The organism is Mesorhizobium sp. M7A.F.Ca.ET.027.02.1.1, from assembly GCF_004022985.1.
Lineage (GTDB): Bacteria > Pseudomonadota > Alphaproteobacteria > Rhizobiales > Rhizobiaceae > Mesorhizobium.
The window spans coordinates 1-15039 of the sequence record NZ_RZOL01000129.1 but is presented as its reverse complement, the minus strand read 5'-3'; the positions used below and the strand labels follow the sequence as shown (position 1 = coordinate 15039).

Annotated in this window: 15 protein-coding genes; 2 read left to right on the top strand and 13 right to left on the bottom strand. The window is 62.4% G+C overall.

The window, feature by feature from the left end; all coding sequences use genetic code 11:
- Positions 1-181: 181 nt before the first annotated feature.
- The 6 genes from fhmpcd1 to EN749_RS16005 form a co-directional block, all read right to left on the bottom strand.
- Positions 182-1111, bottom strand: coding sequence for a 5-formyl-3-hydroxy-2-methylpyridine 4-carboxylate 5-dehydrogenase (fhmpcd1, locus tag EN749_RS16030; protein WP_128363490.1), 930 nt, complete (start codon positions 1109-1111; stop codon positions 182-184).
- Positions 1111-1731, bottom strand: a complete 621-nt coding sequence (locus EN749_RS16025) for a glutathione S-transferase family protein (protein ID WP_013529861.1) — start codon at positions 1729-1731, stop codon at positions 1111-1113. Before EN749_RS16025 ends, fhmpcd1 begins: the two co-directional genes overlap by 1 nt.
- A 27-nt stretch (positions 1732-1758) precedes the next feature.
- Positions 1759-2169: a RidA family protein gene (locus EN749_RS16020; protein ID WP_013529860.1), complete on the bottom strand. Its 411-nt coding sequence runs from the start codon at positions 2167-2169 to the stop codon at positions 1759-1761.
- 6 nt (positions 2170-2175) lie between these two features.
- Positions 2176-3333, bottom strand: coding sequence for a hypothetical protein (locus tag EN749_RS16015; RefSeq protein ID WP_128363488.1), 1158 nt, complete (start codon positions 3331-3333; stop codon positions 2176-2178).
- Positions 3334-3388: 55 nt separating this feature from the next.
- Entirely contained in the window at positions 3389-4540 is a 1152-nt protein-coding gene (locus EN749_RS16010) for a cupin domain-containing protein (protein ID WP_128363487.1), read from the bottom strand.
- A gap of 289 nt (positions 4541-4829) precedes the next feature.
- Positions 4830-6458: a choline dehydrogenase gene (locus EN749_RS16005; protein WP_128363486.1), complete on the bottom strand. Its 1629-nt coding sequence runs from the start codon at positions 6456-6458 to the stop codon at positions 4830-4832.
- Positions 6459-6660: 202 nt separating this feature from the next.
- On the opposite strand from EN749_RS16005, the gene EN749_RS16000 reads away from it, so the two are divergent.
- Both EN749_RS16000 and EN749_RS15995 read left to right on the top strand, forming a co-directional pair.
- The gene (locus EN749_RS16000) at positions 6661-7338 is read left to right on the top strand and encodes an FCD domain-containing protein (RefSeq protein WP_013529856.1); all 678 of its coding nucleotides are present in this window, start codon (positions 6661-6663) and stop codon (positions 7336-7338) included.
- A gap of 43 nt (positions 7339-7381) precedes the next feature.
- A complete protein-coding gene (locus tag EN749_RS15995; protein WP_189367542.1) occupies positions 7382-8929 on the top strand; it encodes a GMC family oxidoreductase N-terminal domain-containing protein in 1548 nt (515 codons plus the stop codon).
- A 58-nt stretch (positions 8930-8987) separates the two neighbouring features.
- Here EN749_RS15995 and EN749_RS15990 read toward each other — a convergent pair whose 3' ends face one another.
- The 7 genes from EN749_RS15990 to EN749_RS38790 all read right to left on the bottom strand — a co-directional run.
- On the bottom strand, positions 8988-9740 hold the full coding sequence (locus tag EN749_RS15990) for a GGDEF domain-containing protein (protein WP_127396970.1): 753 nt from the start codon (positions 9738-9740) through the stop codon (positions 8988-8990).
- A 151-nt stretch (positions 9741-9891) separates the two neighbouring features.
- Entirely contained in the window at positions 9892-10608 is a 717-nt protein-coding gene (locus EN749_RS15985) for a thermonuclease family protein (RefSeq protein ID WP_245481875.1), read from the bottom strand.
- 21 nt (positions 10609-10629) lie between these two features.
- The gene (locus EN749_RS15980) at positions 10630-11829 is read right to left on the bottom strand and encodes an ABC transporter substrate-binding protein (protein ID WP_127809453.1); all 1200 of its coding nucleotides are present in this window, start codon (positions 11827-11829) and stop codon (positions 10630-10632) included.
- Between the two features lie 93 nt (positions 11830-11922).
- A complete protein-coding gene (locus EN749_RS15975; RefSeq protein WP_127811344.1) occupies positions 11923-12681 on the bottom strand; it encodes a transglycosylase SLT domain-containing protein in 759 nt (252 codons plus the stop codon).
- 32 nt (positions 12682-12713) lie between these two features.
- Positions 12714-13085 (bottom strand): hypothetical protein, encoded by a 372-nt coding sequence (locus EN749_RS15970; protein WP_128363485.1) that lies wholly within the window; start codon positions 13083-13085, stop codon positions 12714-12716.
- Positions 13086-13145: 60 nt separating this feature from the next.
- A complete protein-coding gene (locus EN749_RS39440) occupies positions 13146-13871 on the bottom strand; it encodes a type I secretion C-terminal target domain-containing protein (protein WP_281061893.1) in 726 nt (241 codons plus the stop codon).
- Positions 13852-15039: VCBS domain-containing protein (locus tag EN749_RS38790; RefSeq protein ID WP_245491413.1), on the bottom strand; the 1188-nt coding region annotated here is incomplete at its 5' end. The genes EN749_RS38790 and EN749_RS39440, both read right to left, overlap by 20 nt.

The following is a 15039-nucleotide window of genomic DNA, read 5'->3' as shown; positions in this document are numbered from 1 at the left end:
GCAGATATGGGCCGGCCTGTCGCCGGCGGCTCGAATGGTTTCAATGCGCATGGCTTGTCGCCCCGCGCGCTGTTTTCTGCCGCACCCGCACCACCTTGATGGCGAAGGCGCCCTTCACACAAACAGCCGACCGGTGGAACTCCTCAAACCGGCCTGCCCTCTGCGCACCATGTGACATTGGCTACTCCCGGCCTTCCAGGATGCGCCGCACCGCGACGAGCTTGCGCGCCCGTTCACCTTGCAGCGCCTTTGTCTGCTCGGGAGTGTAGGCAAACATGCCCTCGCCCGACTTGATGCCGAACTTCGACGCAGCTGTCTTCTCCAGCACCATCGGCGCGACATCGTCGCGGTTGGAGAGATCGGCATTGAGGAAAGACGAGACGGATTTGTAGATGTCGAGCCCCGCCATATCGAGCAGCGCCATCGGGCCGATGACGGCGATCTTGTAGCCGATGCCCCAGGATACGCAGGTGTCGAGGTCTTCCGGCTCGATGACGCCGCGCTCGACAAGATCGACCGCCTCGCGCAGCAGCGCATAGAGCACGCGGTTCTCGACGAAGCCTGGAATGTCCTTCTTCACCACCACCGGCAGCAGGCCGATCGAGCGGATGAGATCGCGGATAACAGTCACGGTTTCAGGCGCGGTCTTTTCGCCGCCGATCACCTCGATCATCGGGATGATGTGCGGCGGGTTCGACCAGTGCATGCCGACCATCCGCTCGGGATGCGAGATATGCGCCTGCAGCTTGGTGATCGGGATGCCCGACGTGTCGGAGGCGACGATGACGGACGGGCCGATCAGCGGATCGATGTCGCGATAGGTCTGCGCCTTGATGTCGATATTCTCGGGCACGTTCTCGATCACCAGTTCGGCGCCATCGACGGCCTCGGCGATCGTCTCGACGAAACGCACGCTGCCGGCGCCAGTCCCGGGCGCCTTGATGTCGAGACGGTCGAGCACGCCGCCGGCGAGATCAAGCATGCCGCGGGCGCGCTCGATTGCCCCTGGCGAAACATCATACGCCGTCACATCGAGCCCGCCGCGCGAAAGCCGCGCGGCGATGCCTGGACCCATCGTTCCCAGTCCGATGAGAGCGGCGCGCTTGATCATCATGCCGCCTTTGCGGGAGCAGCAGTGGTTGCCGCCTTGAAGGCCGGCCGGGCGGCGATTGCGGCCACCCAGCGCTCCAGATTGGGCATTGACGGCCGGTCGATCTTGAAGTCGACGCAGCGCTTCAGGATCGGCGCGCAGGCAATGTCGGCAAGGGTCAGCTTGCCGAGCGCCAGGAAGTCCTTGCCGGCCAGATGGCCGTCGACGATCTTGAGCTGCGCGACAAGGTCCTTCACTTGTTCCTTGTATTCGGCGGTCTGTTCCTCGGGCGTGAGCTTGGCGCCCTTGAAGGCCGCCAGATAGCCGGGATTGACCGCCGCCAGCAGGAAGTCCATCCAGCGCTCGACCTCGGTCTTTTCCGCCGGCGTGGCGCCATTCAACTGTTCGCCGCCGAATGCCGCGAGATAGCGCAGGATGGTGTTGGACTCCCAGATCACGGTGTCGCCGTCGACCAGCGTCGGCACCTTGGAGGTCGGGTTGAGCGCCTTGTATTCCGCCGTCTGCGTGTTCTCGAACTGGCGGCCATAATCCTCGCGCTTGTAGGAGGCCCCCAGCTCTTCGAGCATGAAGAGCACCTTCTGGACGTTGCCTGATGTCTGGCGGCCTAACAGCTTGTACATGTCGTCTCCTCGCTAGTGTCCAGGGGTCTACTTGCTCGCCGGCAGCGGCTTGTAGACGATGGCGTCCATTTCGATCTTGGTGTTGATGACGGCCTTTGCCTCGACGGTCGTGCGTGCCAGAACGGCGTCGCCGATCCCTTCGAGGAACGCCTTGTTGTAGCGACCGAAATCGCGCGTATCCTCGAGATAGGTGGTGATCCGCACGACATCCGACAGCGTCGCGCCTTCATGCGCGATGACGCGCGCAATGGTCTTCAGCGTCGCCAGCGTCTCTTCCTCGATCGTGCCGCTGATCATGTTGTTGTTCTCGTCCTTCGGCACCTGGCCCGAGACGAAGATGAAATCGCCGGCACGCACCGCCGGATGAAACGGCAGGTTCGGGTTCTTGTTGCCGATGGCGTAGTGGCTGGCGGATTTTCGCGTGCTGTCGCTCAACATACCCCCCTAGAGAACGCTGGTTTCGATAATGTCGACGCCACGGATGCGATCGATCAGGTAGACGATGCCACGGTCGTCGATGGTCACGTCGTTGGACGAGGAACGCTCCGCCCCCTCCGGCGCGTCGGGCATGAAATGGCCGACTTCCTTTGGCGCGAACGGATCGGCGATGTCGACGAGGCGCAGCCCCTGCGCGAACCATGCAAACGGAATGACGGTTCCATTGAACCGCTCGGAGGGCTGGTGGCAGCCGGTCATCGGCGGTTGCGGCGCCCCATCCGGGTCGAGGCCCGGCACCTGGAAGGTCGAGATCGGCAACGGGTTGGTCTCGTCGGTGATGTCGTAGATCCAGGTGAAGGCCGGCGGCGAAGGTCGCAGTTTGGCGACATCCTCGTCCGCCACCACCATGATGTTGCGGCCCTTCAGCAACTGCGGGATCGGCAGGCAGGTGTGGGTGGGATGCGGAAAGCTCGGGCTCGAATTGACGTGCGAGACCAGTTTCGGCTTGGTGATGTCCGAAATGTCGAGGATGAACAGCCCGTGATGCCAGTAGCTGACATAGAGCCGGTCGCCCATGCGCAGCGGATGGTGGCAACGCGGCGTGACATAGTCATGCCACGGGTATTCTTCGCCGCCACCCGTCCACTGGCCGGGTATCCACCAGCGTCCGACCTCGACCGGCTTCGTGGGATCGATCAGGTCGAGGATCATCACGATGTTGCCGACATAACCGTCGGCGGTCGGCGAGATGTAGACGTAACGGCCGTCGAAGTCGTAGCGGTGGACGCCCTTGCCGCCGGTTATCCATTTCGAGATGAGCTTGGGCTGCGCCGGCTTGGTTGTGTCGTAAAGCGCCAGTCCGCCGCCGAAATCGGCCGGGCCGGCATCACCAAAGCGCTCGTGGTTGATGATCATCAGCCCGTCCTTGGCGCGCACCTTGTGCGAATGCCAGCCGGGCGGAACATCGATCGTGGCTATCTTGCGCGGATTGCGCGGGTCGGAAATGTCGACCAGCGTCGTGCCGCTCGGCGGCCGCATGTGACCGATACAAAGGATGTTGCCATCGACCCAGACCTGGCCGCCGCCTGGACAGTCGACATGGCCGATCTGCTTGGTGTTGAACGCCGAAACCAAATGCATACGCCCTTGCTGCTGAAACGTCATTTCGATGTCCCCGCCGCCAATCGCGGCGGGACAGTGCTTGCCGAAGGGCCGAAAACTAGACGAGGCGGAGCAGGTCGCCGGCCTGGTTGCGGCCCCAGCGCTTGTAGAGGAGCAGCGCCTTCTGCGTCGGCGCATCAGTGGCGCCGAAGAAGATCACCGGCTCGCTCGACGAGCCGTTGACATGCTCGACCCAGGAACCGCCAGGTATGGCGATGGTGTCGAACTGGTTCCAGTCATAACGTTTGCCGTCGATGATCGAATGGCCGTTGCCGCGGAACGGCGCCAAGAGCAGGCTGGCGGTCTCGCGCTGCGGCAAGGTCCTCTCGCCGGGGCGCAGCATCTGCACGTAGAAATTGATGGTGTGGAAGACGGGGCCGCCGGTGGTCGGATCGACATAGTCGATGACGATGCCTTCATGGGGGTCGCCATCCCAATCCTTGTGGGCGTCGAGGACCGCTTCCATCTTCTCCCAGCGATAGACATACATCGGCGACGACAGGCCGCCGCCGCGCTTGTGGTCGACGAAACGCGGCATCAGGCCACCCTCGCCATAGATGCGCTGTGAGTAGTCACCGGGATAGCGGGCGGTCTGCACCTTCTTCTCGACTTCCTTGCCATCGACCATCTCGGTGTATTTGTGATCGAAATGGACGGCATGCAGCGTTTCGACCAGCGGCAGGTCGAGCACCGACAGGTTGACCGCCTGCTCGCCGCCGACGGTGCCATGATTGTGCCAGGCGTCGTTGGGCGTCAGCACCATGTCGCCCGGGCCGAAGACCACGTCTTCGCCCTCGACGCCGGTGAAGTTGCCCTTGCCGGTCAGGCCGAAGCGGATGGCGCTCGGCGAGTGCTTGTGCGGCGGCATGATCTCGTCGGGATCGTTCAGGCGGTAGGCGGTGTACATGGTGCTGACCGATGCACGCTTGGGCGCAAGACCGGGATTGACCAGGATCAGCGAACGGCGCTCACTGTCGTCCATGGTCACCAGTTCGGCGGCGCGCTGCAGCAGCGGCTCGATGTCCGAATAGGACCACACGAAGGGAACGGCCTTCGACGTCGCCATCAGCTGCTTGATCTCGTCATGATCGACGCCTTCCGACGTCGCCCAGAACGGAAACATGTTCTTTGCGTAGAGGGCGTCATAGAGGCCCTTGAGTGCTGCCTTCTTGTTGGTGAGCACATCGTTAGCTGGTTGCGCCAGGGACATATCGGACACCTCTCGTCACGAAGAAAATACTTCTAACCAACTCAACCGTATTCGCATTGGTTTTGCTCGACAATAGCCAAATTGCGAATTTTATAAGTTTTTGGTTGAGGTGCATTTTTGGGAGGCAAATGCCTAGAAATAGGCAAAATAGCCTAGAAATCGCGAGATACAGCTCGCAACAAGGGCGTGAAACCGCTTCGCCACGGCCATGCGGACGCGCATGACAGTCCAACCAACGCAGTTTTTCAGTCTCAACCAAAAGACTTTGGTTGTATTCCGGCCGCCTCTATCAGGCCGCCACGCTCTGTTGAGCGCGGCTGCGGATCAGATCCGCGGCCTTTTCGGCGATCATGATGACCGCCGCATTGATGTTGCCGCAGACGAGGTCGGGCATGACCGAGGCGTCAACGACACGAAGTCCGGCGATGCCGCGCACCCGCAATTCCGGATCGACCACCGATGCCGCATCGACGCCCATGCGGCACGTGCCGGCCGGATGATGCACGGTGATCGAGGTCTTGCGGATATGCTCGTCAATCTCTTCGTCGCTCTCGCATTTCGGGCCGGGGAAGAACTCTGCGCCCACGAACGGGGTCATGGACGGCTGGCTGGCAAGGTTGCGGGCAACGCGAAAGCCGGCGCGAAGCGATTGCCAGTCGCGCTGCGAGGACAGGAAGTTCTGGTGGATCAGCGGCGCGGCGACCGGATCGCTCGACGCCAGCCTGACGCTGCCGCGGCTCTCCGGCTGCACCGCAACGATACGGGTCGCAAAGCCGTCGGCGAACGGCGCCTTGAACGGCGACATGTAAGGCCATGCCCCCAGCGGTGCGGCGGTGAAAAGCAGCTGCACGTCCGGCAGCGGCCGGCTTGCGTCGCTCTTCAGGAATGCCACGACGCCGCCAGGCACATCTCCCGAAAAGCCCTTTCCGGTGAGATAGGTCTTGACGAAATCCAGCCCGATACGATCGGCCCGCATCATCTTGAGAAACGGTCCCGGCTGTTTGCGCCGATACATCAGGATGACCGAAACGTGGTCCTGCAAATTCTTTCCGACCTGCGCACGATCGACCTTCGTCTCGATGCCATGCGCCGCGAGCTCACCTCTGTCGCCTATGCCTGACAGCATCATCAGCTGCGGCGTGTTGATGACGCCGCCGGCAAGCAGGACTTCGCGCCGCGCCAGAACTTCATGGCTCGCCCCGCCTCTGGTGTAGGCAATGCCCGTTGCACGGCCATCCCTGAGCAGGATCTTCGTCGCCATCGCGCCGGTCAGCACCTTGACGTTGCCGCGGCGCATGGCAGGCCGCAGATAGGCGGTCGCGGTCGAGCAGCGGCGGCCGTTCGCAATTGTCATCTGCAGCCGGCCGAAGCCTTCCTGTATGGCGCCGTTATAGTCGTCGGTCTGCGGGTATCCGGCATCACGGCTGGCTGTGGCGAAGGCATCGATCAGTTCGTCCTTGTACCGGCAGAACTGGGTGTTCAGCGGCCCGCTGCCACCACGGTACCGGCTTTCCCCCGCTTCCCAGCGCTCCTGCTTCTTGAAGTAGGGCAGCACCTTGTCGAACGACCAATCCGTCAGGCCGCTTGCCGCCCAGCGATCGTAGTCGCCGCGATTGCCGCGCACATAAGCCATGGCGTTGGTGGAGGAAGAGCCGCCGATGACCTTGCCGCGCGCGCATTCGACCTTGCGCCCGCCGACATTGGCCTCGGGCTCGCAGAAATACATCCAGTCGTGGCGGCGCTCGGTCAGTATCTTGCCCCAGCCGAGCGGGATGTGGATCATCGGATCGCGGTCCCAATCCCCCGCCTCCAGCAGAAGCACCGATACGGCAGGGTCCTCGCTCAGCCGGTTCGCCAGCACACAGCCGGCCGATCCCGCACCGACAATGACGTAGTCAAAGGTTTCGCCAGCCGGCATGCGTGATCCTCGGGAGAAAACGGCCCGCCGCGATGGCAACCGTCGACATGGGCAGTCAACCATCGCGCAACTGGTGTTGTCAACCATTGCGTACAGCTGTAGATTGGTTGAATTGGTTGAGTGCCGTCGAACAGGCTTTCGTGTCACAATATGATGCCGGACGTTGAGTCGGCGGTCTGCCGATCGGACAGGAGATTTGGTTTTGAGCGCATTCGAGCCGCAGGTCGGACCATCGGATCTCGACGACATCATCGCCGCGGTCCGCCAGTTGCAGCAGGGCGGCGGCAAGCTTCCGTCCGAGCGCGATCTTGCGGAACATCTGAGCGTCAAGCGCCATCAGCTTCGCAAGGCGCTTGAAGTGCTGCGCCTTTCGGGCGACCTCAAACCGGCGCGCGCCAGGCGGGCGCCGACCGCCCTTCCGAGATATGGCGAGGAACTGGTCAGGGTAACCAATCCGATCGAGGTCCTGGAATTGCGCCTGATCATGGAGCCGGGCCTTGCCCGACTGGCGTCGCTGCGCGCCTCCTCTTTCGAGACGGCGCGGATCCTCGACGCGGCAACCACGCCGGAGAACGCCCCGTCGGGTGAGGTCGACTTCGCTTTCCATCTCGCGATCGTTGCCGCGGCCCGCAACCATCTCGCCGCGGAATTCTACAAGATGCTGCGCCAGGTCGGCGTCGATGCGCGGGTGAAGGTTGCGCGCACCGCAGCCCCCACCTGCCCCAAGCGGATCGCCCACCGCGACGGCGAGCATCGCCTGATCGCCGAGGCGATCTCGCAGCGCGATCCCGAAGCGGCAGAGGCCGCAATGCGCGCGCACCTTTTGTCCGTGCAGAGACAGATCATGGAACGGTCGAATGCCGGCGCCTTTGCCGCGTGATCGTATCAGCTTCCGATAGTGAGCCTGTGCGGGGAATTTCAAATTGAAACGTCATTTCGACGTGCTGGTGATCGGTGCGGGATCCGCCGGCTCGGTTGTTGCCAGCCGGCTCAGTGAAGACCGGTCGTGCCAGGTCGGCCTCGTCGAGGCCGGGGCGATGCCGGCCGATCCCGACATCGCCGATCCGCTGAAATGGACGATGCTCCAGGGCCGCGCCTACGACTGGAGCTACCGGACCGTGCCCCAGCCCTTCACCGCCAACCGCGTCCATGAATGGCCGCGCGGCAGGATCGTCGGCGGCTCGAGCTGCCTGCATGCAATGGCCTATGTCCGCGGCCATGCCGATGATTTCGAACCCTGGGCGCAAGCTGGCGGCGAGCGCTGGTCCTATCGGGGGTTGTTGCCGGGCTTCATCCGCAGCGAAGCCTTCACTGCCTTCGACGGGCCGGCACGCGGCAAGTGTGGCCCGCTGGACGTCTATCTGCCGGACGCCGAGGTCAGTCCGGTCGTGCGGGCCTACATCGCCGCCGGGCGCGCCATGGGTGCTCCCGCCCTGAGCGACCACAACAGCGGCGAACTGGTCGGCACTAGTCCCAATTCACTCAACATACGTGACGGCAAGCGCCTGAGCGTCGCCGACGCCTATCTGTCGTTGCAGGTCATGGCGCGGCCGAACCTGACCTTGCTTGCCGGCCACGAGGTCGAGCACCTGGTGCTGGACGGCCACAAGATCACGGGCGTGAGCGTGGTGTGCGAGGGTGAGACCGGAACGCTGTCCGCCGACCGGATCGTCCTTTGCGCCGGCGCAGTATCCACGCCGCTCATTCTCATGCGGTCGGGCATTGGCTGTCCCGATACGCTGAAGCAAGCTGACATACGTTGCCTTGCCGATCGCGGCGATGTCGGCCGCAACCTGCAGGATCATCTGCTGGCTCTCGGCAATGTCTACAGCACGAAGAAGCCGGTGCCGCCCTCCCGCCTGCAGCACTCCGAATCGCTGATGTACCTGCACAGCGACGACCCGACCCGCTCCACGGGAAGTCCCGATATCGTGCTCGCCTGCGTCGTCGCGCCGTCGGCGGCCGAGGGCCTGAAGACCCCGCTTTATGGCTCGGCCTTTACCATCCTGTGCGGCGTCACTCATCCAACAAGCCGCGGGCGCATCACACCGAGCGGCCCGAGCCGCAACGATGCGCCGGTCATCGACCCGCATTACCTCGAAACCGAACACGATCGCGCGACATTCAGGATGGCGTTGAAGCGGGCGCGCATGGTCGGCCATCATGCGGCCCTGGACGAATGGCGCGATACGGAGATCCTGCCAGGTGCACCGGTTCAGTCCGATGCCGAACTCAATGCTTTCATCGCCAGGGCTGCTTCCACCCATCACCATCCGGCCGGCACCTGCCGGATGGGTCGTGACACTGAGGCCGTCGTCGATCCTGACTTGCGGCTGAACGGCTTCGACAATGCCTTTGTCGTAGACGCCTCGGTGATGCCGGCGATCCCGAGCGGACCGATCAACGCCGCGATCGTCGCCATCGCCGAAACCTGGGCGGCGTCTTCACGGGCTACCCCGTCCTCAGCGTAACCGCGGCCGCGTCCGACAGTTCCCCTGGTTTCCGAATGGCTCTGGTTCCCAGCGACGGTCAGCTATGGAGATGCGTCAGTTCAAACGCGGCTCCGTCCTGGACGCCGGCCATGCGCTGCTCGGCGGACCGGAACATGTCCGCGAACTCCACCTGGTTTTCGAACACCACGCCGCCGACCTTGACGGTCAGGGCATCCTCCGTCCCTTTTGGCGCGAAATAGACTTGCGCGATGCGCGCACTGATACGCTCGCCGATTTCCCTGGCTTCTGCTTCGGTCGCGCCGGCGAGGAAAACCCCGAACATCGACGTCCCCATGCGTCCAACCAGATCCTCCGCGCGCACCGACGATTGTATGGTCGAGGCTATGAGCCGCAAGGCTTGATCGCCCCATTCAAGACCAAAGCGCAGGTTGATGGACCGCAGATGTTCCGAATGGATGACCAGGAAGGCGCCCGATTTCGGCCCCGGCACCGACGGCCGTGCCGTTCTTTTTTCGACCATCGACGTGAAGACCGCTCCGTTCAGGCAGCCGGTCATGGTGTCGAAGGTTGCCGACTTGTCGAGTTCCCGGCGATAGCGACGAAGCTCGATCTGTTTCAATCCAACGAACAGAAAAAGCGGAACGCCAAGGACAACGGGCAACAGGATTGCCGTGATCATGCTGCGCCCAAATGGCGTCAGCGCCTCGGAGAACAGGAGCAGGTAATTGAGGCCGACGGAAACGCCCAGGATTGCAGCGGTTCCCAGAAAGGTCAGCAAAGCGACGCTTTTCCATGCCTGGTCGGTGGTGCTCGCCATAGTCTTTATCACTGGCCGATCTCCTGTGGTTGGGCTGGTATAAGGCCGGTGTGTTGCAATTTCAGTTTCAAGGAAGCTTGCAATTTAATCGATTGCGCGATGACCCCATCAAGGCTGCGCCCGTGGCGGTTAACAAACAAAACATCAGGGAATGAATGGCAGGCTATTGCGCCGGGCCGAATATGCCCATCCCAGCCTTTCGGGCTGTCGCCTCCGCCTTGCCGTAGATGCCGCTCGGCAGCGCCGTGGCCCAGCCGTTGGAGACAAGCCAGGCGCCAACATCCTGCTTGCCCAGCCTGCATGGTGCGGCGACGGCAAAACGCTCGACGTCCGGCGGTACGAAACAGTGCAGCGCGCGTCCCCTCAGCCAGGAATTGAAAACGGCGCGGGCGCGCACGCCGCAAGGCCAGATGACGTCATGAAACGAGCAGGAGCTGTCGAGATCGATGCCTCGCACTCCGCTGATGACCACCTTGCGGCCCATGGCTTCGAACATCGCCGACGATGTGGCGATCGGGCGGTAGAGCAAGACCTCCCGCCAATCCCCGGGCATTGGCGTTTTCGGGGGCACGGCGAGACCGAGCTCGCTGAGTGGCGGACGGGGCTCGGCCCGTTCGATCTCAGCGGGATCAAGCCGTGGCGGAGCGATCAGGTCTTGAGCAACCTTGCGCGCCGGCTCCAGGCGTTGCGCGCCGGCAACCGGGGCAACCGGCCGGATAGGCCGGGTATCGCCAACATCCGGCGACGGGGCACGGACAGGCCGATCGACCGAAAGCAACGCCCCGCCCTGAATGATCAGCAGGATACCGGCCAGAAGCAGGAAGCTTCCGAGCGCGATCGCCAAGCGGCTGCGGCCCGGCCTAGCCATCAGCTTGAACAAGATCTCGGGGATTTGCGCCGGTCAGAAACCCGACGTCGATTTGGCAACCAGCTTGAGCGCACCTTTTTCAATCCGATAGAACGGCATCGAGCGTTGGCTGGATCCGTCGGCCCGAAACCGGAACAGGCCGGTCGAGCCACGAAAGCCGTTTGGATTTTCGAGAACTTTCTTGCTGAAACCATCAGGCCCGACCGCGCTGGCAATCCCTGCCGTCAAGGCAACCATATCATAGGCATAGGCCACGTTGACGTCGGCAGGATAGTTGTATGTCGTCCTGAAGCGGTCGGCGATCGGCCCGGTTTCACTTGGATCGAGCGTGGCGATAAACGCCCCCTCGAAGAGCGGATCCATGGGGTGCTCCAGCCAACGGTTCGTTCCGACGACGGAGATGGTCTTTCCCGGAATGCCCTTCGATTTGAGGGCGGCAAGGATAGGCGCCGGACTGCCATTGCCACTGGCGACAATGACGGCGTCGGGGGCGTCCACGAGTGAGCCCATTTCGTCGACCGCCTTCGCGCCACCATCGCCGGCAGAATATCGGAGAGTGACCGCAAGCGCCGCGCCGTAGATGCTGAGGCTGTTTGCGACCCGCTTCTCCATGGCGCCGGCGTTTGGACCGTCCGCGACAAGCAGTACGAACTTCTTGCTGCCTTTCGCAGCCAGTCCCGCGGCGCCGGCTGCGGCGCTGTCCGCCTCGCCAAGGAGCACGGCATAAACCCCGGCGCCGCCGGCGAAATTGTCGGCAAGCGCCAGAACCGGTGGCCGCTTCGATCCCGAAAGCGTGGCAATATGCTGGGCTGCCGGCAGCTCGGTCGGGCCAATGACGACTTTCGATCCCGTCGTAATGGCCGTTACTGCCAGTTTGCTGGCCTGCGTGCTGTCGCCCTTGGTGTCCTCTATCGTCAGCGTCAGCAATCCGTTGCCGATATCCGTCATCGCCAGCTTGGTCGCATCGAGCATCTTCCTGCCGTTTTCCCCGGCCGTTCCGGGGGCGGACAACGGCAGCAGCATCGTGACTTTGGTCGAACCGGTGCCCAGCGACTGGGTCGCCTGGACGGGACCGGCACCGGCGGCGCCATTCTGCCCGGCAGGCGCGGCAATCGCCGCCGGATCGAGCACTTCAGACACGCCGCCCTTCGACTGGCAGCCCGATAAGATCGCGGCGAGCGCCAAGGCGATTGCCCATGTCCGCGGACAGTGGACCTGTCGGCCAGCTTCCATGAATGCTCCCACCCCTATGTGCCGCCGGATATTGTTCCCGGTCTGGTCTTCAACGCATGTTACGGCGGACTTGCAGTGCCGTCTGTAGTTCTTTTAGCCGCCGAAAAGCCTGCCTCTGAGCGTCCTGATCTGCCTTGCTTGCCCGGCACTTCGATAGTCGGCGCATTTCATGTATCGCGGCCCCGGCACGAACACGCGGCGCACGCAGACGCCCTTTGCCTGGGCAGGGGCTCCGCCCTCTCCGCCCGGCGAAAATGCGGAAAAGCCGAACGTCGCCACCGGCAAAGGCCCGGTCACTTCAAAGCCTTCCCTTGCCAGGATTGCCCGCGCACGCTGGCAGTAGCGGACCGAAAGGGCCGAGAACCGGCTTTCATTGTGCCCGGCGCGATATTTCATGACGGTGGTGCACAGATCGCCCGCGGCCAGCCTGTTGGCCTGTGCAAGATATTTGACCCCCAGCGCGATGTTGGCCGCCGGCGCGCTCAGATCGTCCAGGGAACCTCGAAAGCCGAGCATCCTGGCGGTCGCCGGCATCACCTGCATCAGGCCGACTTCGCCGTCGCCGCCTTGCACGTCGGGATCAAAGCCGCTTTCGATCTCCATCACCGCATGCGCCAGCATCGGCTCCAGGCCATAGATCGATGCCTGGCAACTCGCAAATGCCTTGAAAGCCTGCCGGGTCCACTCCGTGGCCGGATCACAGCGCACCGATTGCTTCAGTCCGGACGAAAGCTGTGGTTTCACGGATGGTCGTTCCAGCCAGTTGGCACTGGCCGGCGTGACCGTTTGGACAAAGCCAAACAACACGATCGCGCCCGCGACCGCCTTCAGGAAGGATCCGTCGGCTGTCATGATGGCCAACAGGCGTGGGTTCGCCTATCCGGTCAGTGCATGTACTCGACCATGCGATCGTGAAAACACTCGCATTTGTTGAGGTAGTCTTCGTCCTTGTAGTTCGTCTTCAGGTAGCCATAGGCCTTGCCGCAAGCGACCTTGGCCTCCGACGCCCAGACGAAGACGGGCCGCGACGAGTTGATCCACTCCGAGCTGTTGGCGACGGCAACCGACTCGTCCATCAACTTCACAACCTCCTGCTTCAGATCGACGATGTTGTCGTTCAGCACCAGGTTGGAGGTGCCGACGACACGGCAATAGTCGCCGGTGGGACCGTCGATGATGTCGGCGGCATACCCCGTCGACCCGACTGCCAGCAACAGCGTCGCAGCGGAAACAAGCAGTCTTGCATAACGTTTCATGATGAACTCCCCTCGATATAGCCGATGTATAACATAATCGTATGGCCAAGCGCCATGGTGTTACACCACGTCTGCCGTGGTCTGATGCTGGGTTATGCCATCATCGTAGAGCAACGTGATCGTGTTGGCAGCGGGGTGGTTGACGAGTTCCGCCACTTGCACAAAATTGGCCGGATCTCCCGAACCGCTGGCGTCGACACTCAGCGCGCCGGTTCCCGCATCGTAGTTCACGAAGTTGCCGATATTGGCAGGAGCCGAGTCGAACAGGGCTGTCAGGTCGATCTTGTCGCCCTGCCCACCGATACCGCTGTAGTCGACAATGAGGTCATTGATGTCCAGGCTGTCGAGCTTGAATGTGTCGGCGCCCGCTCCGCCGGTCATGGTGTCCTGGCCGAGGCCTCCGATGAGAAGGTCATTGCCGTCGCCGCCATTGAGGATGTCGATACCGGCACCGCCGATAAGCGTGTCGTTGCCACCAGCTCCGTTCAAGTTATCGGCTCCGGCTCCTCCATATAGCACATTAGCGGAACCGTCGCCCGTCATCGTGTCGTCGAAAGCAGATCCGATGATATTAGGCAAGGCCGCCGTCGACGTGTAGGTATGGGAAGCTCCTTCAGCATCTGCCGAATGATTCTGAAATCCGGTGCCACTCAGCGTCAAGCCGATCTCGCTTATCGCTTTGTCGCCATCTGCATCCACGATCTCGATCGGCAGGTTGAAGTTAACGGGATCGGTGGACTGAACGGCCGTACCGAACTCTCCGATCTTAAATGTGTCGCCTTCCAAATAGTGGTACTCGACACTGTTGAAGCCGGTGCTGGTCGAAACCGCGATCTCGGTTCCGACAGCCTGCGCGCCGCCCGTTCCATAAACACCGTCGACCGCAACTGTTCCGTCTGCATTGAACGTAACGGTGTACAGGCCCGCCGATGAGATGGTTGCCAGTTGAAGTGAAAGTCCATGATTCGCCACCATATCCAACGAAAACTTTCGTAATCGCATCCAGCGACCTGTCAACGTTGGTGGTTTCACCGACAAGATTAGTGTTGGTATCATGGTCGTCGAACGCCGATATCTGGATTTTCGATCCGCTGGTCGCGGTGATTACCGCCGATGCGTCATTCGTGTTGTAATGCTGGTCGAACTGATAGCCTGCGGCGCCTTGGGTCCTCAAATCCTGGACAAAGTCGGTACGGAATGTTTCCCCTGACCCGACAGAGGCGCCAGTGCCAACGCCGCCTGCGACTGAACTGGTGTTGACGGTACCACCGATCGCCGTCAGCAGAAGATCGGCACTGTTGTTGTTTATTGGACTGGACACGGAATCTCCTTGCGGGACAAAACCTGTCCAATCCTTGTTCCCGCCCACGAACGAATAGCCACTCCCGGTGAAATCGACCTTGGTGAGGCTGTCGACCGTTGCGTTCATGTCCACGGAATAGGTGGCGTTCTGGGGATCGAGCGCGATCGTGAACACCGTCACGCCGTTGGCAATTCCGGCCAAGGTATGACCTCCAGCCAACACGTCGTAGATGATGTGCTCGCCGCCTGACGTCAGGCCGCTGTCCACGCCGTCGAGAGACGCTGCGAATTGCACCGTGCCGGGGCCGTCCGCTCCGTAGTTGTTGGCCAGCGTGTGGTCTGCGTCCAGAGCGAATGTGACCGGGTTGCCCGCTCCATTCAACAGCAAGGCGTGGTCCGGCGAGACCGCCGTCGGCACGTCGTCGACGATGCTGACGGTGATGTTGCCCGTGGTGGTGTTGCCGACGCTGTCGGTGACTGTGTAGGTGAAGTTCTCCAGGCCCGAGATGGTCTGGACGCCGTCATTGGCCTGTGCGTTGAGGTGGTTGCTGGTCAGCGTGTAGACGTAGCTGCCGTCGGCATTGATGTGGATGGTGCCGTAGGTGCCCACGGTGGTCTGCACCGTATAGGTCAGCGCGCCGACGCCGCCCGT